At 69.7% G+C, this 21,213-nt stretch carries 25 protein-coding genes; 14 read left to right on the top strand and 11 right to left on the bottom strand.

The window, feature by feature from the left end; genetic code table 11:
- Positions 1 to 52: 52 nt before the first annotated feature.
- The 4 genes from QFZ67_RS28585 to QFZ67_RS28570 form a co-directional block, all read right to left on the bottom strand.
- The gene (locus QFZ67_RS28585; RefSeq protein WP_307665999.1) at positions 53 to 1,855 is read right to left on the bottom strand and encodes a choline/carnitine O-acyltransferase; all 1,803 of its coding nucleotides are present in this window, start codon (positions 1,853 to 1,855) and stop codon (positions 53 to 55) included.
- 90 nt (positions 1,856 to 1,945) lie between these two features.
- Positions 1,946 to 2,767 (bottom strand): class I SAM-dependent methyltransferase, encoded by an 822-nt coding sequence (locus tag QFZ67_RS28580; RefSeq protein ID WP_307663925.1) that lies wholly within the window; start codon positions 2,765 to 2,767, stop codon positions 1,946 to 1,948.
- 95 nt (positions 2,768 to 2,862) lie between these two features.
- A complete protein-coding gene (locus QFZ67_RS28575; protein WP_307663924.1) occupies positions 2,863 to 3,732 on the bottom strand; it encodes an arpA protein in 870 nt (289 codons plus the stop codon).
- A gap of 193 nt (positions 3,733 to 3,925) precedes the next feature.
- Positions 3,926 to 4,432 (bottom strand): NUDIX domain-containing protein, encoded by a 507-nt coding sequence (locus QFZ67_RS28570; protein WP_307663923.1) that lies wholly within the window; start codon positions 4,430 to 4,432, stop codon positions 3,926 to 3,928.
- Between the two features lie 159 nt (positions 4,433 to 4,591).
- Here QFZ67_RS28570 and QFZ67_RS28565 point away from each other — a divergent pair, with 159 nt between their 5' ends.
- From QFZ67_RS28565 to QFZ67_RS28555, 3 genes are all read left to right on the top strand, one after another.
- Positions 4,592 to 5,149, top strand: coding sequence for a helix-turn-helix domain-containing protein (locus tag QFZ67_RS28565; RefSeq protein ID WP_307665998.1), 558 nt, complete (start codon positions 4,592 to 4,594; stop codon positions 5,147 to 5,149).
- Positions 5,035 to 5,673 (top strand): IS630 family transposase, encoded by a 639-nt coding sequence (locus QFZ67_RS28560; protein WP_307663922.1) that lies wholly within the window; start codon positions 5,035 to 5,037, stop codon positions 5,671 to 5,673. Before QFZ67_RS28565 ends, QFZ67_RS28560 begins: the two co-directional genes overlap by 115 nt.
- A gap of 105 nt (positions 5,674 to 5,778) precedes the next feature.
- On the top strand, positions 5,779 to 6,372 hold the full coding sequence (locus QFZ67_RS28555; protein WP_307663921.1) for a GNAT family N-acetyltransferase: 594 nt from the start codon (positions 5,779 to 5,781) through the stop codon (positions 6,370 to 6,372).
- A gap of 102 nt (positions 6,373 to 6,474) precedes the next feature.
- Here the strand turns inward: QFZ67_RS28555 and QFZ67_RS28550 are convergent, their stop codons facing one another.
- Positions 6,475 to 7,818, bottom strand: coding sequence for a glycoside hydrolase domain-containing protein (locus QFZ67_RS28550; protein ID WP_307663920.1), 1,344 nt, complete (start codon positions 7,816 to 7,818; stop codon positions 6,475 to 6,477).
- A 244-nt stretch (positions 7,819 to 8,062) separates the two neighbouring features.
- Positions 8,063 to 8,332 carry a hypothetical protein gene (locus QFZ67_RS28545; RefSeq protein ID WP_215097884.1) on the bottom strand — a complete coding sequence of 90 codons (270 nt, stop codon included), beginning with the start codon at positions 8,330 to 8,332 and terminating at the stop codon, positions 8,063 to 8,065.
- Positions 8,333 to 8,453: 121 nt separating this feature from the next.
- On the opposite strand from QFZ67_RS28545, the gene QFZ67_RS28540 reads away from it, so the two are divergent.
- Entirely contained in the window at positions 8,454 to 8,816 is a 363-nt protein-coding gene (locus tag QFZ67_RS28540; RefSeq protein ID WP_307663919.1) for an arsenate reductase family protein, read from the top strand.
- Positions 8,817 to 8,832: 16 nt separating this feature from the next.
- Here QFZ67_RS28540 and QFZ67_RS28535 read toward each other — a convergent pair whose 3' ends face one another.
- Positions 8,833 to 9,321, bottom strand: coding sequence for a carboxymuconolactone decarboxylase family protein (locus QFZ67_RS28535; protein ID WP_307663918.1), 489 nt, complete (start codon positions 9,319 to 9,321; stop codon positions 8,833 to 8,835).
- A 186-nt stretch (positions 9,322 to 9,507) separates the two neighbouring features.
- On the bottom strand, positions 9,508 to 10,476 hold the full coding sequence (locus tag QFZ67_RS28530; RefSeq protein WP_307663917.1) for a recombinase family protein: 969 nt from the start codon (positions 10,474 to 10,476) through the stop codon (positions 9,508 to 9,510).
- A 231-nt stretch (positions 10,477 to 10,707) separates the two neighbouring features.
- Between QFZ67_RS28530 and QFZ67_RS28525 the strand changes: the two genes are divergently transcribed.
- From QFZ67_RS28525 to QFZ67_RS28505, 5 genes are all read left to right on the top strand, one after another.
- The gene (locus QFZ67_RS28525) at positions 10,708 to 11,115 is read left to right on the top strand and encodes a DUF6153 family protein (RefSeq protein ID WP_307663916.1); all 408 of its coding nucleotides are present in this window, start codon (positions 10,708 to 10,710) and stop codon (positions 11,113 to 11,115) included.
- Positions 11,116 to 11,238: 123 nt separating this feature from the next.
- Positions 11,239 to 11,865 (top strand): DUF305 domain-containing protein, encoded by a 627-nt coding sequence (locus QFZ67_RS28520; RefSeq protein WP_307663915.1) that lies wholly within the window; start codon positions 11,239 to 11,241, stop codon positions 11,863 to 11,865.
- A 159-nt stretch (positions 11,866 to 12,024) separates the two neighbouring features.
- Positions 12,025 to 12,546, top strand: a complete 522-nt coding sequence (locus QFZ67_RS28515; RefSeq protein ID WP_307663914.1) for a DUF4396 domain-containing protein — start codon at positions 12,025 to 12,027, stop codon at positions 12,544 to 12,546.
- 146 nt (positions 12,547 to 12,692) lie between these two features.
- Positions 12,693 to 13,103: a four-helix bundle copper-binding protein gene (locus QFZ67_RS28510; RefSeq protein ID WP_307663912.1), complete on the top strand. Its 411-nt coding sequence runs from the start codon at positions 12,693 to 12,695 to the stop codon at positions 13,101 to 13,103.
- Between the two features lie 827 nt (positions 13,104 to 13,930).
- Positions 13,931 to 14,656: a hypothetical protein gene (locus QFZ67_RS28505; protein ID WP_307663911.1), complete on the top strand. Its 726-nt coding sequence runs from the start codon at positions 13,931 to 13,933 to the stop codon at positions 14,654 to 14,656.
- A gap of 196 nt (positions 14,657 to 14,852) precedes the next feature.
- On the opposite strand, the gene QFZ67_RS28500 is transcribed toward QFZ67_RS28505, so the two are convergent.
- Both QFZ67_RS28500 and QFZ67_RS28495 read right to left on the bottom strand, forming a co-directional pair.
- Entirely contained in the window at positions 14,853 to 15,380 is a 528-nt protein-coding gene (locus tag QFZ67_RS28500) for a hypothetical protein (RefSeq protein ID WP_307663910.1), read from the bottom strand.
- Positions 15,377 to 15,523 (bottom strand): hypothetical protein, encoded by a 147-nt coding sequence (locus tag QFZ67_RS28495; RefSeq protein ID WP_307663909.1) that lies wholly within the window; start codon positions 15,521 to 15,523, stop codon positions 15,377 to 15,379. The genes QFZ67_RS28500 and QFZ67_RS28495 overlap by 4 nt, the downstream gene beginning before the upstream one ends.
- An 85-nt stretch (positions 15,524 to 15,608) precedes the next feature.
- Here QFZ67_RS28495 and QFZ67_RS28490 point away from each other — a divergent pair, with 85 nt between their 5' ends.
- The 3 genes from QFZ67_RS28490 to QFZ67_RS28480 all read left to right on the top strand — a co-directional run bounded on the left by QFZ67_RS28490 (position 15,609) and on the right by QFZ67_RS28480 (position 17,734).
- On the top strand, positions 15,609 to 16,178 hold the full coding sequence (locus QFZ67_RS28490) for a TetR/AcrR family transcriptional regulator (protein ID WP_307663908.1): 570 nt from the start codon (positions 15,609 to 15,611) through the stop codon (positions 16,176 to 16,178).
- Between the two features lie 150 nt (positions 16,179 to 16,328).
- On the top strand, positions 16,329 to 16,934 hold the full coding sequence (locus QFZ67_RS28485; protein WP_373430137.1) for an aminotransferase class I/II-fold pyridoxal phosphate-dependent enzyme: 606 nt from the start codon (positions 16,329 to 16,331) through the stop codon (positions 16,932 to 16,934).
- A gap of 86 nt (positions 16,935 to 17,020) precedes the next feature.
- Complete coding sequence (locus QFZ67_RS28480) at positions 17,021 to 17,734, top strand: hypothetical protein (RefSeq protein WP_307663907.1); 714 nt, start codon at positions 17,021 to 17,023, stop codon at positions 17,732 to 17,734.
- Positions 17,735 to 17,805: 71 nt separating this feature from the next.
- On the opposite strand, the gene QFZ67_RS28475 is transcribed toward QFZ67_RS28480, so the two are convergent.
- Complete coding sequence (locus tag QFZ67_RS28475) at positions 17,806 to 18,720, bottom strand: Gfo/Idh/MocA family protein (RefSeq protein ID WP_307663906.1); 915 nt, start codon at positions 18,718 to 18,720, stop codon at positions 17,806 to 17,808.
- A 221-nt stretch (positions 18,721 to 18,941) separates the two neighbouring features.
- Here QFZ67_RS28475 and QFZ67_RS28470 point away from each other — a divergent pair, with 221 nt between their 5' ends.
- Both QFZ67_RS28470 and QFZ67_RS28465 read left to right on the top strand, forming a co-directional pair.
- Positions 18,942 to 20,006, top strand: coding sequence for a hypothetical protein (locus QFZ67_RS28470; RefSeq protein WP_307663905.1), 1,065 nt, complete (start codon positions 18,942 to 18,944; stop codon positions 20,004 to 20,006).
- A complete protein-coding gene (locus QFZ67_RS28465; RefSeq protein WP_307663904.1) occupies positions 19,940 to 20,890 on the top strand; it encodes a hypothetical protein in 951 nt (316 codons plus the stop codon). The genes QFZ67_RS28470 and QFZ67_RS28465 overlap by 67 nt, the downstream gene beginning before the upstream one ends.
- The last annotated feature ends 323 nt before the right edge of the window (positions 20,891 to 21,213 follow it).

Raw genomic sequence — 21,213 nt, 5'->3', positions numbered from 1 at the left:
CGCGGAAGACGCCGCCACCCCGGCTCGGGGCGGCGGCCCTCTCAGCTCTCCGTCAGTCCCCGGACCGCTCCGGCGCCAGCAGTTCCCGCAGTTCGCCCACCGCCTCCCGCAGCCGGTCGGCGAAGGTCCCCATCTGGTCCGCCACCGCCAGCGGCGTGCTCAGATAGAGGTTGAACCGCTCGGGCAGCAGCACATACGCGACGCCGATGCACCTGCTGCTGGTCGAGCCGAAGCCGAAGTACTGGATGTTGGCGGACGGCGCGGAGCTGGTGCTCAGGTAGTCGTCCCGCATCGTCAGCCAGCCCGGCGTCCGGTACAGCGCCGGCTGCTCGGTCACTCCCAGCTCCGCCCCGCGGCGCCGCTGGATCAGCTCCAGCTCCCACAGGTGCTGCTCGGGTGCCTGCCCGAGCTGGCACTCCTTCGCCCGGGCCACATGCTGCTCGGCGGCTGCCCGGAACGCGGCTCGCCGGGTGTCCTTGTCCGCTGCCGGGTTCTCCATCGCCGCGACGAAATCGCGGATCCCGGGGGTGACGACGCGCATCGCCTCGGTACGCCCGAGCCGGTACTGCCGGGTGGCGATCGACTCGTACGTGGCGCCCAGGTGTCCCTTGGCGCGCTGGTGTGCGAGTTGGTAGGCGACCTGGACGAACGCGTCCGGCGACACCCCCAGCGCCTTGGCCGCGTTGCTGCCGAAGTCCGCGAACGACACCGTGCTGGTCGCGGTGTTCTCCCCGTACGCGGCGAACGCGTCGGCGGCGGAGCGCACCTGGGCTCGCAGGGCGTCGTCCAGCTCGAACACGACCGGCTCCAGCGCCGGCAGCCCCTGGGAGCGGGCGCCGGACTGGCGGGAGTGCTCATCGGCCGGGGTGGTCAGCAGGGCGTCGGTGAAGCTGAGGATGGTGGTTCCGTCCAGCTCGCAGTGCTCCACATTGATCCCCGCCCGGCCGTCGGCGAAGACGATGAAGGAAACGGCCTTGTCGAACCAGCGGTTGCCGCGGTCGCCGTACAGCAGCTCGTCGCACGCCGCCTGGGTGTCAGCGGGTGCGAAGTCCTCCAGACAGACGCAGAACAGCGCGGTCTCGACGTCGTCCAGGGCATCCGCGTTGCGGGGGTGGCAGGCGAGCAGTGACTCCCGGGCGGCCGCCCATTCCGCGCGGGCCATGGTGGTGAGGTGGCCCACCGAGGTGTCCGCGGCGGCCGGCTCGGCAGCGGCCTTCATTACAGCGTGCAGGCCCGCCTCGAGGTCGTCCAGGCTGTGCGGGACACCGTCCGCGCCGAGCACGTCCAGCCGGAACATGCCGCCCCGGAAGAACACCACGATGTGCCGGGCCTTGGACGGGCCGGGCGACTGCTCGGAGTAGGGGGCGCGGACGGTGTCCTGCTGCGCGCCGGGGATCCGGGTGGCGGAGAACAGGAATTTGTTCTGCACCATCGACTGGGGCACGCCGCGCTGCATCACGGGCGGGATGAGCCCCTGGTCGAGCTGCCGCTTGTAGTTGACGGCCCCGGCGATGAGCCCGGCGGCCCGCTCCACCTGCGGCCGGCCGGAGTCCTTGAACAGGAAGAAGAAGTTGGCGTTGAGCGCGATCCGGTCCCGCCGGCCCAGGTAGCGGTACGGCCAGAAGGTGTCGAGCCAGCTGTGCACGCCCTCCGTGGCGTCGTACTCCTCCAGCGCCGCTTGCAGGACCCGGCCGGGGCCGTCAGGCCGGAGGAAGGCGGTCACCTCTGCCTCGGTCGCCGCTCGTTCGTCTGCGGTCAGCAGCGGCGCGCACCATGCGAGGAACCTCTCGCAGCTCGCCTCCAGCGTGGGCAGCGGCACGCGCGGCAGGCTGTCCTCCTGGGCGAAGGTCGTCATGGCTGCCATTTGCTGGCTGGTGTTCAATTCTGCTCTCGATTCGGATCGTGGTGACCTGTGGTTTCCTCGCGAGCGGCGAGTCTCCCGGCCTCAGGGGCCTGATGTGCCGTACGGCCGGGAGAGGTAGAGCTGTGCGTATAGCCAGCCTTCCGCTTCCAGGCCCCCCGCATCCACCCCGGCGGCCGACATCCTCTCCAGCACGAGCGCCTGCTCCTCCGGGGAGGCGAACCGCCGCTGTTTGAACACCTCTTCTACACGGGTGGTCCGGTACCCCAGCTCGTCCAGCGCGCGCTCGACGGGGTCGAACGGGAACATCCGCAGCACGAAGTGCGCCATCCAGGGCCGGCGGGCGCCCTGCGCCCGGACGACTCGCGTGAGCGTCCGCTCGGTTACGTAGCCGAGGCAGCCCGTCGAGATCACCAGGTCCGTCCCGGCGAACTGGGCGTGCTGCCGTGGTGTGGGCTCGTGCGCCTCCAGGTCGGCGTGCACCGTGTCGTCGAGAAACCCGGCCTCGAGCGCGTAGGACAGCGCGCTGTCCGAGGAGTCGAGGCCGACGAAGCGGATGCGCTGCGCCGGCCGGCGCGACCGGGACAGCTCCCGGTCGCGGGCCAGCAGGGCTTCGCGGCTCTCCCCCTCGCGATCCTCGCCGCAGTAGCGCGCGTACAGCTCGTCCATGGTCGCGTCGTACTTCAGCAGGGCGGCGTTGATTCCGTACGAGCACCCGATGTCCAGCACCTTCGGCACCGCGACGTGCTGGGACTCGCGGTACTCCTTGATGAGCTTCGCGAAGTAGGGCTTGGCCTGTTGCGGAACGCAGTAGCCGAGCGGGCGCAGCACACTGAAATAGCTGCGCGGATCGGGCTGGGTGTAGATGTGGTCGAGCGAGACTTTTCCGGTCGCGTCGAAACGCACAGGGCTTACTCCTCCGTGGATCGCAGAGTGGGGGGGCCTACGACAACTGCGGTCGAGCGCGCACGTCCTTGGTCGGCGCATGTCCTCGGCGCCCGCTAATCCAGCAGTTGATCGCCCCGGACGGCCCGGCCCTCGACTGCCAGATGCTCGGGCAGTACCCGGCCGAAGAGCTGCCGGGTCCGTGCCACGCTCCCGATGACGCCGGGGCGCTCGCTGTAGGCGAATATCGCGGAGTGGCGCGCCACCTCGCCCTGCACGGGGCTCACCCGGTGCAGCGAGTAGCGGCCCTTGAACAGCTGCAGGTCACCGGGTTGCAAGGGGAGGCGCCGGGTCATCCGCTCGCCCCGGCCGTCCAGTACGTCCCGGACGTCGTCGAAGCTCTCGTCGTGTGCGGACCTGATGTTCGGGCAGTACTCGAAGACGCCGCCGGCCTGCGCTTCCTGGGTGAGCATGCTCACGGTGAACTCGTTGGTATCGAAATGCCAGGGGTGCTCCATGCCTGGCGCGATGACGTTGAGAACCAGTCCGGAGAGCGGGTCCGCCAGCTCGTGCAGCTGCGGCAGTCTGAAGCAGTCGGCGACGAAGCGCTGGAACACCTTGTCGGAGTAGAGCCGGCTGATGAGGGAGCCTGCGGGGACGCGGTCCCGCGCGACAAACGCGTTGCCCCGCTGGAAGATCCTCCGGCCGGGGTGGTCCTTTGGCAGGGCCGAGTCCACCGCGATGTTGTAGACGTTGACCGTTTCGACGTCGAAGTGCGCCCGGGGGGCGATGGCCGAGCACTCCTGCCGCAGGACGTCGCGGAGCGAGGGACGGATGAAGTCCGGCAGCACGGTGCAGCCGAGAGTCAGCAGTTCGCGCCGGGCACGGGAAACCACGGCCTGCCCCTCGGCGCTCTCGAGTTCGGACAGGGGATACCGGGCCGTGTCGACCACCTGGTCGAGCGCCATCGCTTCCAAAGTGCTCATTCGATCCTCTCCACGTGCGGGCAGACCGTCCCCAGCCGGAAGCCCCGGAGCCTCGGCTCGTCATCAACTCAACTGAGGCGTAGCAGAGTTGAAGCTCCCATAGCGCCGCCGAGTTGTCTGTGACACGTCACACTGTGTAGAGGCGGCACACTCGAGCCGTGAGGAGGCCCGGACCGGACCGGGACCCGAGTCGTCACGTTGCCCAGCCGTTCAGGGATACCTCTGGCCCACCGGCCAGATACCGGCGCAGAGCTGTGGCCGACGTGGGTACGAAGTCCGCGGGAAGGGCTCTGGCGTCGGCCCAGCAGACCTGGGCGTGCTTCCCGGGTTCGAGGTTCTCGGGCTCCCCGGACCATTCCTGGGCGGCGAAGACGACGGTGAGGAATCCGTTGGGCGCCTCGACGCCCCAGGCGCCATGAATGATGTGCGCTACTCGCAGGGCGTCGGACTTGACGATCAGACCGGTCTCTTCGTGGAGTTCGCGAACCGCGGTTTCGGTGATCGGCTCGCCTGGGTCGCTCTTGCCGACGGGGAGATCCCACATGCCTGGGGCGAATTTGTTGCTCTTGCCGCGCTGCAGGAGGACCACACGGTCGGTCACCACGTCGTGGACGATTACGGCCGCGACGAGGAGGGTCATTGATTCGAGCGCGGGCGCGAGGGCGGCTTGGTGACGGTCGTCGGTCTCCGGCTGAGCCACTGTGATCCCTTCGTCGGTCAGGACAGTTGGGCACCCTAGTGCTGGATTCCGCTTTGGTTGGGTATATGTCCTGGTGGCGGGGTGGTTCGGGTACTCGGGGGCGGGTGCTGGACGGTGGTGTTACGGGCACGGCAGAGCCGTGATGAGGACGAGCAGGCGATGGTCTGCAAGCTGGCGCGGGCTCGGAAGGCGCCGCGGGACCTGGTGATGCGGGCACAGATGATCGAGTTGAGCTGGTCCGGGCTGCGGGTGCCGGGGATCGCCGCGGAGTTGGGCTGCAGTCCCAAGACGGTGCGGTGCTGGCTGCACCGGTTCAACAGGTCAGGGGTGGAAGGCCTGGAGGATCTGGGCGGTCAGGGCCGCAAGCGCAGGATCACCGAAATCGAGCGGTCGAGGATTATCGCGTTGGTCAGGACGCCGCCTCCGGGACGTTTGACAGTGCAGCCGGGTGGTGACCTGGCAGCGGCAGATCAGTCCGGTGCGCCGGAGTGGACGCTCGATGCCCTCGCGGCTGTCGCTCGCGGGATGGGGATCGAGGTCAGTCGGTCCCAGGTCCGGCGGATTCTGCTGGCCGAGGGGGTGCGGTGGCGTCGCACGAGGTCGTGGACCAGGTCGAAGGACCCGGACTTCGCGGGAAAAGGACGCGGATCATCGAGCTCTACACCTGCCCGCCCGACGACGCGACGGTCCTCTGTGCCGACGAGCTCGGGCCGGTGATCCCCCGGACGTTCCCGCCGGCGCCGGGCTGGTCGCCGGACGGACACCGCATCAAAGCCGAACTCGACTACAGCCGCGGGCCGGAGAAGACCTGGGTCTACGGAGCCCTGCGCGTCCGCGACGGGCAGCAGGTCACCATGACCGCACCGTCACGGAACAGCGTCTTCTACCAGCAGTTCCTGCAGAAAGTGGAGGACGCCAACCCCATCGGTGACATCTACGTGATCACCGACAACCTGTCCTCCCACAACAGCCTGTCCACCCGGACATGGTTGGAGGACCACCCCCGCATCCGGCACGTCTTCATCCCCGTCGGCGCCTGCTGGCTCAACCTGCAGGAAGGCTGGTGGCGGATCTTCCGCAAAGCCGCCCTGGCCGGCCAGTCCTTCGCCGGCCCGGACGAGATCACCCAAGCCACGGCCGTGGCCACCGCCCAGCTCAACGCCCGTGCCAGACCGTGGATCTGGGGCCGACCAGCCCCACCCACCCGCCAACTACGACGCCGATACGTGTACTGCCTTTGAGGAATCCAGCACTAGCCGCACTGCACGACTCTCTACGGATCCCTGATTTTGCACTAGTGCAGAACGGGATAGAAGCTAGTGCAGAAGAGAGCTACCCTTCGAGCCATGCCTGCCAAGACACCGCTTCCTGTGACGCTGACCGGCCATCATGTGCGTCTCGAACCCCTGACGACGGATCATCTCGGAGACCTCTTCGCCGCGGGCGGCGGGGACGACGAGGTCTGGCGCTGGCAGGGCGGACCCACGCCGCGCACGCAGGAGGAACTCGGGTTCAAGCTCGGTGAGCTGCTTGCCGCCACCGAGCAGGGCGAGTACCTACCGTTCGCCGTGATTCATCGCGCGACGGGCAGGGCCGTCGGCTGGACCACGTACATGGACATCGATCCGGAGAACGAGCGGCTGGAGATCGGCTGGACCTGGTACGGCCGCGCGTCCTGGCGCACGGCCGTCAACACCGAGACGAAGCTGCTCTTGCTGAGCCACGCCTTCGATGAACTGGGCATGGGGCGCGTGCAGTTGAAGACCGACCACATGAACGAGAGGTCTCAGGCCGCCATCGCCCGCCTGGGGGCGCAGCGCGAAGGAGTGCTGCGCCGACACAGGCAGCGGCCGGACGGCACCTGGCGGGACAGCGTCTACTTCTCGATCCTTGCCGATGAGTGGCCGGCCGCGAAGGCGCGCCTCAGCGCCCGGATCTGAACGCCCTCGCGCTCACCACGGCCGTCTGCCCCGCCGACGTGGGCGGGGCGAGCCCGGCGGCCGGATTGATCGCCGCCGGGCGCGACACCGGACCTGCGTCCGTCAGCAGCGTGGAGCCGGCTTGCTGTAGGTCGTGTTGCTGGGGGTGGCCACGTAGTAGTCCGCGACGTAGCGGCCATTGTCCATCCTGTCCCAGATCTTGCTGGTGCCGACCGCCGAGCCGGCCCGCTGGCAGTACACCCATGCAAGGGACCCGTTGGGCAACGTCCCCACGGCCGCGTACGAGGAGCCGGGGCCGCTGCGCTCGGTGAGCCCGCCGGGGGCGGTGGTCTGGTACGGGTACGTGCAGCGCGGCAGCGGGGCGCTGTAGGTGGCGTTGGACGGGGTGCTGACGTAGTAGTCAGTGACGTACGTGCCGTCGGAGAGCTTGTTCCATACGCGGGTGCTGCCGACGGTGGAACCGGGCGCCTGGCACACGACCTTGAGGGAGGACCCGGGCGCGTACGACTTGGCGAGGGGGTAGCCCGTCGAGGGACCAGTGCGGGCGTTGAGTGTGGTGGAGCTCGTCGCCGTGTACGTGTACGCCACGGTGGCGACCGGAGTGTCGAGCCGGTCGGTGTCGATGTTGATGGTGACGCCGCCGTAGGTCTCGTTGTGGTCGCCCTTGAACTGCTTGGCCCGCTGGCGGGAGGCCCACTTGGAGTCGGCGATGTTGGTCCACCCCTTCAGGGAGTCGACTCCGTCGTAGCGGGCGATCCACAGCGCGTCGGGACGGGCATAGGTGGTGGACGTGTAGACGTCGGAGAGTTGCTTCGCCCCGAGGTTGAGGTTCATGTAGACGCCCGAGACGTAGCCGAGCCGGTGCAGCTCTTTCGTCCAGGCGGAGACGTACGACAGCACTGCGGCCTGGCAAGTGGTATCCGTCTGGACGTAGTGCTCGATGTCGTTGTAGAAGGCGCTGCCGGGCTGCATGCCGAGCGCCTTGGCCTTGGCGATGGCGTCGGTGGCCGCCGCCGTGCCCTGGGACCTGGCGGTCGCCGCGACGGAGCTGATCTTGGCGTCGGTGGGCTTGCCGCCGCAGGGCGGTTGCAGGCCCTTGTAGATGGGCAGCAGGCGCCACTTCAGCGCCGACACGGACGCGACCCACGAGGCGGTCAGTTGCGGCTGGGCGCAGGTGCGGTTGACGCCCCCGATGTACACACCGACCGCGCGGTACGGGGACGTGCTCCACGCCTGGATGGCCGTCAGCGGCGGCGCCGTACAGGTGTCGAAGGCGAGTCCGGAGTAGCGGGTTGCGCTCGCTCCCGCGGGATAGGGGACCACCGTGGCCGGTTCGGCAGCGGCGGGCGGGGCGGAGGCGAGCGTGGTGGCGGCGCTCAGCACTCCGACGGCCGAGAGCACGAGGAATCTGCGAAGGGAACGGAGAGTGCGGTGCGGGTGCGACATGTCTGCCCCCCGGGGCGGCTCGAAGCGAGAGGGGGACAGAATGCCCTATTTCTCACCAACCGCACCCTTGGGCGCGCGGGTTGTTACCAGGGACCACCAGCTTGTTACGAGGGACCTCTTCAGCGCCTTCGCCAACAGCCCCATGACCGCACGCCGTCCGGACAATGCGGACACGCGAAGACGCAGACACGCGGACATGCGTCCCGCCGCCGTCACCTGAGGTGGCGGCGGCGGGACGTGGCGCTCAGCGGCCGTAACGGATCAGTGCCCGCACCATCCGGCACGTCGTGTCCGACGGCGGGTGGATCCCGATGCTCTCCGCCGTCGCTCGTATCTTGCGATTGTCGGCAGTCGCCGGGTGGTAGACGCCCGAGTCGAGCAGGGCGATCGCCAGGCGCATGGCCTTCAGTCGGCGGTTGTGGGAGACGTACCACTCGCGCGGCTGTCCTGCCGGGAGCGGCTTCTTCTTCAGCGGCTGGTACACGGGCTTCGTCATGAGTGTGGCAACGGCCATCGGCAACCTCCTGGCGCGGTGGCGGGACCATCCCGAACTACTGTTCAGTCTACCGGCCGCCACTGACAATCCCCCCTGGCCAGAGGGTGTTTGAGGGGCGTGTGAGCGGTACGGTGACGCCATGGAGATCTGGATCAATCCCGCCTGTTCCAAGTGCCGCAGCGCCATCAATCTGCTCGACGAGGAGGGCGCCGCGTACACCGTCCGGCGCTACCTCGACGACGTGCCGAGCGAGGACGAGATCCGGGCCGTCCTCGGGCGGCTCGGGCTGGAGCCGTGGGACATCGCGCGGACGCAGGAAGCCGTGGCGAAGGAGCTCGGACTCAAGGAGTGGGCGCGGGACGAGGGTTCGCGGGATCGGTGGGTGGCCGCCCTCGCGCAGCACCCGAAGCTGATTCAGCGGCCGATCATCACGGCTGACGACGGTACGGCTGTCGTGGCACGTACGGATGAGGCCGTACGGGACGCGCTCGGGCGGTCCTAGGACGTCACAGTGAGCGTCACCGCTCGTCCGTGCCCGCGACCTTCCCCGTGGCGAGCGCGATCCGGTTCCAGGTGTTGATCGTGAAGATCAGGGCGAGAAGCTGAGCCAGCTCCCGCTCGTCGAAGCGGGCCGCCGCCTGTGCGTACACCGCGTCCGGCACTCCCCCGTCGGCGACCAGCGTGACCGCCTCGGTCAGGGCGAGCGCCGCCTGTTCCTTCTCCGTGAAGAAGTGCTTCGCCTCCCGCCACACTGCGGTCATGTGCAGGCGCTCCTCGCTCTCGCCCGCCTTGCGGGCGTCACCGGTGTGCATGTGCAGGCAGTACGCACAGTGGTTGAGCTGCGAGGAGCGGATCTGCACCAACTCGACCAGCGCCGGGTCCAGGCCCTCGCGGGCAGCGGCGTCCAGGCCGATCACGGCACGGAATGCCTTCGGGGCCACCTTCGCGAAGTTGATACGGCTCATGTTCTGGTTGATCTCTGTCTGGTTGATCTCTGTCGTCGTCATATGTACGAATCTAGGAGAGCAAGCGACCGTCGGCGGGGTGCATTTCAATGGCAGGTTCATGGGTCAATTCGGCGGAGAGTCTCGGCGCCGATCTGCATCTGGAGTTGACGGGTCCGGGCAGTCGGCGCGCCGTACTCGGCCCTGTTCTCGTATAGCTGCGGCCAGGTGGCGTGTAGCGCTGAGTAGTTACTCAGGGCTGCGGTCGCGCTGGTGGAGGGCGGCGAAGTCGGCGTGGGCCTGGGTGACTGCTTCCGGGTACGCCTGGGTCTTCTCGTGTTCGGCCAGGGCCCGGTAGATGCTCGACAGGCTCGGGTTCTGTCCCTTGCGGCGGCCGGTGGGGATGAGCAGGTCGGGCTGGATGGTTTCGACGGTCTCGCCGTTCGCACGGCGGCGGAGCACGGTGTGCAGCATGTCGTCGGTGATGACGGGGGGCCGGCCGCCGTGTTTGCCCTTGCGGGCCGCGGTGTCCAGTCCTTCGAGAGTGGCTTCGCGGATGTTCTCCCGCTCCGTCTCGGCCATGGCAGCGAAGAACCCGAACAGTAGGCGGCCCGGGCCGGTGGGGTCGTAGATGCCGGCTAGCGGCCCGGCGAGCATCTCCAGTGCCAGGCCGTGCGCGGTGAGGTGGTCGGCGAGCGCGGTCAGCTCTGCGGCGTCCCGCCCGAGCCGCTTCATCTCGTACACCGTGAAGATCACCCGGCAGTGCGGGGCGTGGGCCTTGATCTCCCGGGCGGCGGCGAGCGCGGCCTCGAACTGGGGGCGGACCCGCACTCGGGTGCTGATCTTCTCGGAGAAGATCTTGTCCCGGGGAATGTGCTTGGCGGCGAGCGCGTCCAGCTGCGTCTGGAGTTCCTGGGTGAGCGTCGAGCAGCGGGCATACCCGATGCGGATGTCCGCGCTCGGGGTGTCGGGGTCGACGGGTGCGGGCACCGGGGTGCCAGGTCGCCAGGACTGGCCGGGGCCGCGGTCGGCGGGTGTCGGTACGCGCAGGAGTTTGGCGAGCGGGGGAACCTTGGTGAAGCGGCCAGTGTGGTAGGTCCCCGCGACCGCGCCGGAGCGCGAGCGGCACGGCGAGCCGGGCTGAGCCTGGCAGCGCGGGCAGGGATGGCGCTCGACATCGTCGGCATCGCACGCGGGTGCGGTTTGAGGGGCCGTCATGACCCCGAATGCTGTCACAAACCATTCCCAGAACAGACCCGGTTCACCTTTTGAGTGACAGCGAGTTGTGACAGCGGATCGGCGCTCCCGGCGCATTTCGCGGTCCGCGTTTGATCTTGCTCAGGGAAAGGGTCGTCGTTTCTGGGAATCGCCCCGCAGTCGTGTCACGCGGTCGGTGGTCTCTGGCAAGCAGGCGAGGCGGTGCCCGGGGCCGGATCGTACGATGACCGCATGACCTCCGCCGTCCAGTCGCCGAGCCGCCCTGCCGGGCGCGGCTTCGTGCTGCTGGTACTGGCGGTGCTGTTCGGAGTGCTGGCGATGCACGGCCTGGGCCCCGGGCCGGCGCCCACGAAGGTGCCACCAACTATCGGCGGTCACGCCATGGCGATGGCCCATGAGCAGGCCGCCCACGAGGTGGTCGGGGACTGCTCGCACACCGATGGCGGATCTGGCCACGCCCATCACGCGGATGCGACGTGTGCGACGGCCGGTGTCGGCGCCCCGTACGCGCCTCCCGTCCTGGCCGCGGCCGTTACTGCCGCGCCCGCACCTGTGGTGCTGCCCGGCAGCGCGGCGGGTACTCCTGAGGTCGGGCGGGCGCCGCCCGACCTCGCTGAGCTGCAACTCCTGCGGATATAGGACCGCGCGCACGGCACCTCCCTGCCCTGGCTTCGCCGGCGCGGGGGTGCCGCGCTCCGGCACATCCTCATTCCGCATCTGCGCGCGCCCGCTCAGGGCGGCGCATCAAGGAGTCGCACCACCATGAACACGAAGCGTTCCCTCATCCGCCGTACCGCCGCCGTCGTGGCCGCTGGCGCGGCATCGCTGGTCCTTGCCGCCTGCGGTTCGAACGGCGACAGCTCCGCCGGGCACGACGGCCACGCCTCGAAGTCGCCGACCGCCTCGGCCCCGGCCGCGCAGGGGCAGCACAACGCGGCCGACGTCGCGTTCGCCAAGGGGATGATCCCCCATCACCGCCAGGCTGTGGAGATGGCCGACCTCGCCCCCTCCCGCGCCGAGTCGGCCGAGGTGAAGAAGCTCGCCGAGGAGATCAAGAAGGCCCAGGACCCGGAGATCAAGACGCTCTCCGGGTGGCTGACCGCCTGGGGCGAGCAGGTCCCCGCCGAAGGCGCCATGGACCACTCCGCACACGGCATGGCCGGGATGATGACGCCCGAGGAGATGGACAAGCTGAAGAACTCCTCGGGCAAGGCGTTCGACACCGCCTTCATGGAGCTCATGATCAAGCACCACGAAGGCGCCGTGGCCATGGCCAGGACGGAGAAGACCGACGGCACCTTCCCCGACGCCAAGAAGATGGCGGACGCCATCATCACCTCGCAGACCGCTGAGATCACCAGGATGAACGGCCTGCTCGGCAAGAGCTGACCCACCCCGGTGGAGGGGTGTGCCCGGGCCGCGGCGGCCCGGGCACACCCCTCCGCTTTTTGCTTCACCCACCCTTTCTAAATACCCCCAGGGGGTATACTGTTGTCGTGTGGGTCCGCGAGAGCGGGGTCACACTGGACGGGATTGGGGATGACGGTCATGGACCACAGCGCACACCACACCAGCACCGCTCACGACCACGCCGCACACCAAGCGGCCGGCGGCCACGATGCGCACATGCACGGGGGCGCTTCCTGGGGAACGGCGGCAAAGGCGACGCTGCACTGCCTGACCGGGTGCGCCATCGGCGAGATCCTCGGCATGGTCATCGGCACCGCCCTGCTGTGGGGCAACGTGCCCACCATGGTCCTGGCGATCGCGCTGGCGTTCGTCTTCGGCTACTCCTTCACCCTCTTCGCGGTCATCAGGGCCGGCCTGGACTTCAAGTCCGCTCTCAAGGTGGCGCTGGCCGCCGACACCGTCTCGATCGCGGTGATGGAGCTCGTCGACAACGGCATCATCGCCCTGACACCCGGGGCGATGGACGCCCACCTGTCGGACGCGCTCTTCTGGACGGCGCTGCTGGGCGGCTTCGTCGTCGCCTTCTTCATCACCACCCCGGTGAACAAGTGGATGATCGGCCGCGGCAAGGGCCACGCCGTCGTCCACGCCTACCACTGACCGCAGCCGCTCGACACCGCGCCCGGCCGCACCTTCACGGTGCGGCCGGGCGCGTTCGCGTCGAGGGGCGTTAGCTGGAGATGTACCCGGGGGCTTCCAGGCGGCCGCCCGGTTCCGCTGGCCCCGCGGCGTGAGGAGGCACCCCGATGTCCAGCACCGTCAAGGACATGCTCGCCACCTACCCGGCCGACCTCGGCGACATCGACCAGGCCAAGCTCACCCGCTGTATCGAGGAGTGCATTGCCTGCGCGCAGGCGTGTACGGCGTGCGCGGACGCCTGCCTGTCCGAGGGCATGGTGGGCGATCTGACCAAGTGCATCCGTACCGACATGGACTGCGCCGACATCTGCACCGCCACCGCCGCGGTCCTCTCGCGGCACACCGGCTACGACGCCAACATCACGGCGGCCATCCTTCGTGCGTGCGTCATGGCCTGCAAGGCGTGCGGCGACGAGTGCGCCAAGCATGCCGACATGCACGAGCACTGCCGCATCTGCGCCGAAGCCTGCCGAAGCTGCGAGCAGGCATGCAACGAACTGTTCTCGGCCCTCGGCTGAGGCTCGCCCCGTCATCCGTCCCGGTCGGAAGCCGAAATCCCGGCCGGCAGGTCGGGAGCCACGGACCCACTCGTCCGAGGGAACACACGCCCCACAGGAGGTCCACGGCCGACGTGCCGCTATGCTCCCCGGCATGGTTGTGGCCCGGGCGACCCGTAGCGCGCCGCGGTCCCGCTCTCGTGCAGCGGGCCCGTGGCGAACGTGGGTACTCGCCGCGCTTCTCCTCACACTGATGTACAGCCACGGTGTCAGCACGGAGAGCGCCGCAGGTCACGCCCACCTCGGGGCGCCGACCAACGCGGTAGCCCTGAACGTTCAGGACCCGGATCCCGCCGGGCACAGCCACGAGGACCCGCACTCCGGCCAGTGGCACACCGACCACCAGGATGCTCCGGAGCCCGATCACGCGGCTCACCAATGTGTGTCCGGCCAGCCCCAACAGGGCACTGCGCTACCCGTCCCGTGCGAGGCCCATGCCGTTCACCGGCCTCCGTACGCGTATGCAGCCGGCGCCGCTCGACCTGTCACGGCCCTCTTGGCATCTGCCCCCGTGCCGGACTCAGCGGTCCTACGGATCTAAGCCTTCACCCCCGCCAACCGGTCGACGACCTGTCGGGCACAACCCCGCGAGCCCATCTCCGCCAGTGCACCAGCGGCGGCTCGGCCATGCCGTGCGATGCGCCTTCGCTGCCATGAGGTGGCGTGCGGCGCGGAGCCGGGCCGCTCACGTTGCGCTGCGCCCGGCGAGTCCGATCTTCGGCCCCGTCCTGCCTGCCTGTCTCGTTGAGAGCCCCAGGCCCCACTGAACTTCTTTTGAAGGGTCCGCTTTGTCCTCCTCACCCAGTCTCGCCACGACGACCCCACCCCCGACCCCGCCGCAGCCGACCCGCAGCCAACGCCGCTCCAACAGCAGACGGGAAGGCGCCTCCCTGCCGTGGCGCTATCTCGGCTACGTCGGCTACTACGTGGGGGCCGGCCTCATCAGCGGAGCCGTTGTCCACCACCCCATGTCCCCCGCCCGCTACTCGATGATCGCCGCATCCGGCGTACTGGTCTTCCTGCTCGCGACCGTCCTCAACGACATCATCCTGGCCACCGAGAAGCCTGCCCTGTCGCGCATGCTGCGCGTGCTCGGTACCTCGACGATGCTCTCGTTCGGCCTTGGCATGCTCAGCGGCGGCATGCAGCACTTCGCAGACCTCCCAGAACGCTGTGCCGTGCTGATACCGCTGGGCATCGTCCTGTCCTTCGTCGCCTACTTCCTGAAGGAGGCCAAGAGGCCGTGGCGGCGCATCTTCGGCCTCATGGGCCTGGCAATTCTCGTCGTGACGGCCCTCACCTTCCTCGGCCTTCGCCACATCGCCCCCACCATGGCCGAGGGGCCCGGCGGCGGACACAGCCACAGCGATGTCGTGCCCGAGAAGGGAAGCGACGAAGGCCAGGAGGGCGACCACGGCAGCGACACCACCAATCCGGCCTCCCAGCCCACCGCATCTCCGAAAGACACCCACCCCAGCAAGGAGCCCGGGCACGACGACGGACACCAGCATTGAGCCGACGGGCTTCCGCCATGAGAAGACAGTCAGAGCGAAATCCGGCAGTCCGAGGCAGCGCGGCCCGACTGTCTGACCAGTCATGCACGAGCACTGCCCGCGTCTGTGCCGAAACCTGCCGCTCCTGCGAGCAGGCGTGCAACGAACTGCTCGGTGCCGTTGGCTGACCGCAAGCCGGTCAGCCAGGCGGGCGGGTTCAGCGCGGCAGCGGGCTCTGCTCACGCTGGCGGCGGCGGCCGTAGCGGGTCACCCCGCGCGGCTTGAACAGAGACAGGGCGGCCGCCGTGAGCAGCACCAGCAGGGCGGCGGCCGCGTCCGCGATCAGCTGGATACGCATGCCCTGAAGCTCGCCGCCCGCGAGCGCCGCCCGGGCGGCCGCGGCGGCCAGGTGGCCGACCGGCTGCATGTGGACCAGCAGCAGCAGGGTCGCGACCACGGTGATCAGCAGTTTCGCGATCACCCAGTAGTGCCGCAGCAGCCCCCACACCGTCCCGAGCGACTGCACCACCCCGGTCAGCAGGGAGGCGACGCTCAACGGCACGATCACGTACCAGCCCACCACGTCCATGGCCAGGTAGGCGCCCCGCACGGTCTGCGGCGCGCTGCTGGTCAGCCCGGCCACGGCGAGGGCCAGGAAGGCCGCGACCGCGCCCAGCCAGCCGACCGAGGCGGTGACGTGGAGGGTGAGGGTCAGCTTGCGCAGCCGCGGGCCGAAAGGCTTCACGGCGTATGTCCCGTCATTCCGCCGCCTGCCAGGTGCACGATGACGAACACCACGACCAGGACGACGGTGATCGCCGCGGACACCTTCACCCAGCGCGGCGCCCCCTCGCCGTCGTCGTCGGGACGGTTCGGTGAGCCTGCCATGACGCCCTCCACCCTAGTTTTTCAAGACATATTGTCTCTACCTAAAACCGAGTGTATCGCCTGTGGACGCCCGTATCCTGGGTGGGTGCCGAAGCTGTGGAACGAGACGATCGACGCGCACCGCGCCGCCGTGCGTGAGGCGATCCTGGACACCACCGCGAAGCTGGTGGCCCAGGGCGGCCTGCGGTCGGTGACCATGTCCCAGGTCGCCGAGCAGACCGGCATCGGCCGCGCGACGCTCTACAAGTACTTCTCCGACGTCGAAGCCGTCCTGCTGGCCTGGCACGAGCGCCAGGTCGCCGGCCACCTCCAGCAGCTCGCGGGCATCCGCGACCAGGCCGGCACCGCCGTGGAGCGCCTGACTGCGGTGCTGGAGGCGTACGCGGGCATCGCCCGGCAGCGGCACGGTGGCGAACTCGCCGCCCTCCTGCACCAGGGTGAGCACGTCACCCACGCCGAGCGGCACCTGCACGGCATGCTCCAGCACCTTCTCGCCGAGGCCGTCGAGGCCGGTGACCTGCGCTCCGACGTCCCGCCCGCCGAGCTCGCCCAGTACTGCCTCCATGCCCTGGCCGCCGCGGCCGCCCTGACCTCCCAGGACGCCGTGACCCGCCTGGTCGCCGTCACCTTCGACGGCCTGCGTCCGGTTCCCTGAACACTCCAAGATCCCCGGTTCGACGGCCCGGACTGCAATCAGCACCAAACGGACCCGCAGAACGGCGAGCCCGCTGCGGCTAGCTGTGGGGCGGCCACTGGCCGTGCCGGTCGGCGGCCCCCTTCCCACCGTTGTTGCTCAGGTGGGGACATGGGCTGGCGCGCCCAGCGGGCTACGGGGTCCGTGCTGGAGGACGACTACGACGGCGAGTTCCGCTACGACCGTCAGCCGGTCGGCGCGGTGCAGAGCCTCGACCCCGACCGGGTGGTGCTGATGGGGTCGGTGAGCAAGAGTCTCTCCCCCACTCTGCGGATCGGCTGGATGGTGCTGCCCGAGCAGCTGGTCGACGACATCGTGACGGCGAAGGGCGAGCGCGAGCAGTGGTCGAGCGCCACGGAGCAGCTCACGCTCGCGGACTTCATCGCCTCGGGTGCGTACGACCGTCATGTACGCAAGATGCGGCAGCGCCACCGGCGCCGGCGCGACCAGTTGACGGCCGTCCTGGCGGAGCGGGCTCCGCAGGTGCGGGTGACCGGGATCGCGGCGGGGCTGCATGCCGTGCTCCAACTCCCGCCGGGGACCGAGCGTGCCGCCCGTCGCGTCCGCCGGAAAGTCCGGGTGGCGGTAGTCGGCCAGCCCCTCCACCGCCAGCCCCTGCCAGGCCGCCGCCTTCACTCGGATACGCGACGCCGCCCGAACACACCTACGGCGGTGCGCTGGACGCTCTCTGCCGCTCACTGCCTTAAGGAAAGTTAAGGATGTTGTAGGTGGGGCGGCTGAGAAAGCCGGGATTCCTACTCGTACGTAACGGCACACGGAATCGACCCGACAGGAGTCCCATCGTGTCCCGCAAGAAGACCCTCAGCCCGAAGAAGAAGATCGCTCTGTTCGTCGGCGCCGCCGTCGCAATCGGCGGTACGGCAGTGGCGATGACCGGCACCAGCCAGGCGTCGGTAGCCTGCGACGGACTGGTCACCGCCCTGCAGAACAACGAGAACTTCATCGCCGGCCAGCGTGCGAATCCGGATGCGCAGTCCGAGGCGCGGATCGCCAACCGGCAGGCTGTGATCGAGGAGATCAAGCGGAAGCAGGCGGCTTCCGGGTGCGAAGTCGGAGGGGGTGGGGGCGAGGCCGCTCCTCCCGCCGAGCAGCCCCCGGCCGAAGGGCAGCCCCCGGCTGAAGAGCAGCCGCCGGCCGAGGGACAGCCGCCCGCCGACCCGCCCGCGGAGGAGCAGCCGCCCGCCGAAGAGCAGCCGCCGGCCGGCGACCAAGACGGCAACAATCAAGGCGGCGACCAGGGCGCCGGCGGCGAAGTCGTCTGCGCGGGCTCGACCGTGACCCTGTCCGGTGAGGGCGGCGCGCCCGCCGCCTCCAGCAACCAGTTCCCGGTCGGCACCACCCTCAAGGTGACCAACCTCGACAACAGCAAGTCCACGACCGTCAAGGTCGCCTCCGTCTCCGGCAGCTGCGCCCTGCTGAACAACGCGGCCTTCGAGCAGGTCCGCGAGCCCGGCAAGTTCCTGATCCGCAAGGCGCGGATCGAACGCGTCGGCTGATCCCTGACGGAAATCAGGACGGTGCCGTTCTCCACCCTCATGGCGACGGCACCGTCCTGGCCCGCTCCCTGCTACCCGCGCTGCAGAAGCTCCGCCTCCGCCTCAGCGAGGATTTCGGTCAGCCGCAGCCCGAACCGTACGTCGCAGTCGTGCGCCCGCCCCGTACGCGCCGACTCCAGCAGCGCGTCCACCGCCGCACCGAATGAGCTCACCGCGTCGCCCCGCTGCGGCATCGCCACCGTCCCCCGGTCGCCGACGAGCTCGATGCTCGCGCCCGCCGCCTTCACCGGCGCGCTCAGGCCCAGTGTCGCCGTGCTCGACGCCCCCGAGGTGTGCCGCAGCGCCAGATGCGCGGTGTCCACCGGGCCGCGCGCCGCCGTCACCGCCGTCACATCGCCCAGTACCGGGATCAGCACGGACAGCACATGCGGGCCGACATCCCACAGCCCGCCCTTCTCACGCCGCCACGGCGACGCGGCGTACGGGCTGTCACCGCCGGGCGCGTACAGCGAGCCGAGCCACTGCGCGTGGGCCGTGAACCAGCCGTCCATCGCCGCCTGTTCAGCGATCCAGGGCACTGTGTCCGCGGCGAAGCGCAGCGTGCAGAAGACCACCGAGGCGACCCCGGCGCGCTCCGCCGCCAACGCCGTCTCCCGCGCCGCCGCCACGCTCGTCGCGACCGGCTTGTCCAGCAGAAGATGGCAGCCGGCCGCGGCCGCCCTGGCCGCGAGCGGCGCCTGGACGTCCGGCGGCAGCGCGAAGGAGACCGCGTCACAGGCGGCGAAGAGGGCGTCGGCGCCGTCCTCGCCGGAGTAGGCCGTGGTGCCGTACGCGGCGGCGAGGGCGGCGCCCGCCTCGGGCCGCCTGGCCCACACCCCGGCGAAGTCGACATCAGGGTGGGCGGCGAGCGCGGGGGCCTGGGTGCGCTCCGCCCAGGGACCGGCGCCGAGGAGTCCGACACGCGGCTGCTTTGCGGGCTTCGTCATACCACCCAGTGTGCCAACCGCGGAAAAATCCCGGGGAAGGCAAAGCCAGCGGTGTTACGTTTTTCGTCAACCGGCCGCGGGACTCCGGTGCGACTTCCGGGACTTGCTTGTGACGCAGTGATTTCGCTGATCGCGCCCCCATTCCCCGGCCGGCCTCCGTGTGTGTACGTAGGGGGAATCAATGGCGGAGACCTACGCCGGCCCTGATCGCGGCCGAGGACGTGCCCCTCTTCGTGAACGCCGCCGTCACGGCGACCGGACAGCGCGAATTCCGCTCGCAGGCGTATGAGCAGCGGCTGTCGCTCTCCTTCTTGCACGAGTACGTACGGGTCAATTACCGTTCCGTGTCCGCGTCTTCGCTCGCCCTCGACATCAACGACCACAACGCCGCGCGGATCGTGGAGCAGCTGCTGCGCACGGCGGGCGACGCGAGCGCCGAGCAGAAGCGGGCGGAGGGGCGGCTGATCGCGGCCCGGCTTGCCGTGCTGCCGCCGCAGCGTGTCTACCGGCTGTTCCGTACGCTGCGCGCCGCCAAGGTCAACAACCGCCGTACGCGCGCGATCCTGCGCGACTGGCTGGCGGCGCGTCCCGACCTCGGCCATGACGCGGTGAAGTACCGCAGCGGGCTGAAGACCGCGGCCCGGCACGCCCATCTCCCGTTCGGCAAGGGTGAGTTCGGCGACTTCCTGTTCCGGCCGGGCAAGCGCGTGCGCTACGACCACGGCTTCCTGGAGGCCTACCGCCGCGCCCACTTCGAGCAGAGCGCGGTCTACGAGCTGCCGTTCACCGTCGCCGAGGGCTTCGCGGCGAAGCACGGCGTCGCGCGCGAGGCGTTCCTGGAGCGGATCGCGCCGCGGATGACCCGTCTTGAGCGGCTGCGTACGCAGGCGGCCGGGACGCGAACCGAGCTGAGCGTCATGCCCCTCACCCGCCTCGCCCTGTATGTCCTCTCGCTCGAGCGTGCGGAGCGGCTGCGGCGGCGGGCCGAGCTGACCGGCGCGCTGCGGGCCGCGGCGCTGCGGGCCGCGGGGCCGTACGCCGGGACGTTGGGACGGGTCGCGGCCGTGCTGGACGACAGCTATTCCTCGTCCGGCTCGGGCGTCAAGCGCCGCCGTCCGCTCGCGGTCGCGCTCGGCTGCCACTCCCTGCTGGAGGCGCTGGCCGGTTCGTACCGCGCGCACTGGACCTCGGGCTCGGCCGATCCGCTGCTGGTGCGGCCGTGGGGGCCGACTCCGCTCGGCACCCGGATCCTGACGCCCTGGAGCACTCCCCCGAGCGGCTGGTGATCGTCTCGGACGGCTGGGACAACGCGCCGCCGGGACCGGCCGGCGAGGTGCTGCGGGTCTGGCGCACCCGGCTCGACCCCGACCGGAGCACAAGTGTCGTGCATGTGAACCCTGTATACGACGCGGACGGCTTCGATGTGCGCCGCCTCGCGCCGAGCGTGCCGACGGCCGGCATCCGCGACGCGGAGGATCTGGCGGCGCTGGTGGAGATAGCGCAGTTCGCGGAAGGCCGTACCGGGGAAGCGCTGCGGATCTTCGAGATCCACCCCGGTCAGTGCGGAGTGCTGGTGTACGCCGCCGACTCACTCGCCGCGGCCTTCGTCGTACCGCATCCGGCCGACTACCGCGCCCTGCACCCGTCCCTGATCGAGGATCTGTACGGGGAACTGGTCCACCAGTACGCCTTCTACGGCGGCCCGGTGCCGGACTTCGAGGCGCGCATCCGCGACGGCGGGCACCTGAAGACGCTCGCCGACCTCCGGGCCGCGGCCCGGGCGCAGGAGCGCGCGTGGGCCGGGAACCACGACACGCTGCCGGCGGCCCGGCTGCTCGACGCGTCGTACTCCTTCGAGCGGGTCTACGCGATGGGCTCGTTCAGCCTGTGGCGTTTCCTGCCGCCCTTCAGGCGCGGGGAGTCCGAGCAGCACATCGGCGAGGCGATCACCGACCACAAGGGGCGCGTCGCCTATCTCAAGACCTTCCGGCTCTCCGAGGCGCAGATCCGGCGCGGCCATCTGCTGAACCGGCTGCACGACCACGACTGGCATCTGGGCCGGACTGCCGAGGCGCTGGGCACGAGCTACGCCGATCTTGTCCGCCGGATCCGTTCAGCGGGCTTCGAGTCCCTGCTCAAGCAGGGGGTGGAGCGGATGGCCAGAGACTAAACTCCGGGCACCACGGGGGGGCGGCGCGGCCGGGCGACGCCCGCGGCAGGTGAGCGGCAGGAGCAGCCCGCATGACGCGCGTGTTCATAGCTTCGTCCACGGAGGGCCGGCCGTATGCGCAGGCGGTGGCGGCCGTGCTGGCGCGGCAGGGTGTGGAGCCGATGCTGTGGTGGAGCCAGCAGTGTCATCAGCGGCGAGCTGCTGTGGAAATGGAACGACAAATTCCTGCTGGGCGACCGGGAAGAGACCCGCTCCAGGATTCGGGAGCTGCACCGCGTGTTCGGCGCGGCGGGCTGACCGGCTCACGACGTCGGCAGGGCCGT

Origin of the sequence: Streptomyces sp. V1I1, assembly GCF_030817355.1 — a bacterium.
Lineage (GTDB): Bacteria > Actinomycetota > Actinomycetes > Streptomycetales > Streptomycetaceae > Streptomyces.
This window is presented reverse-complemented; position numbering and strand designations above follow the sequence as displayed.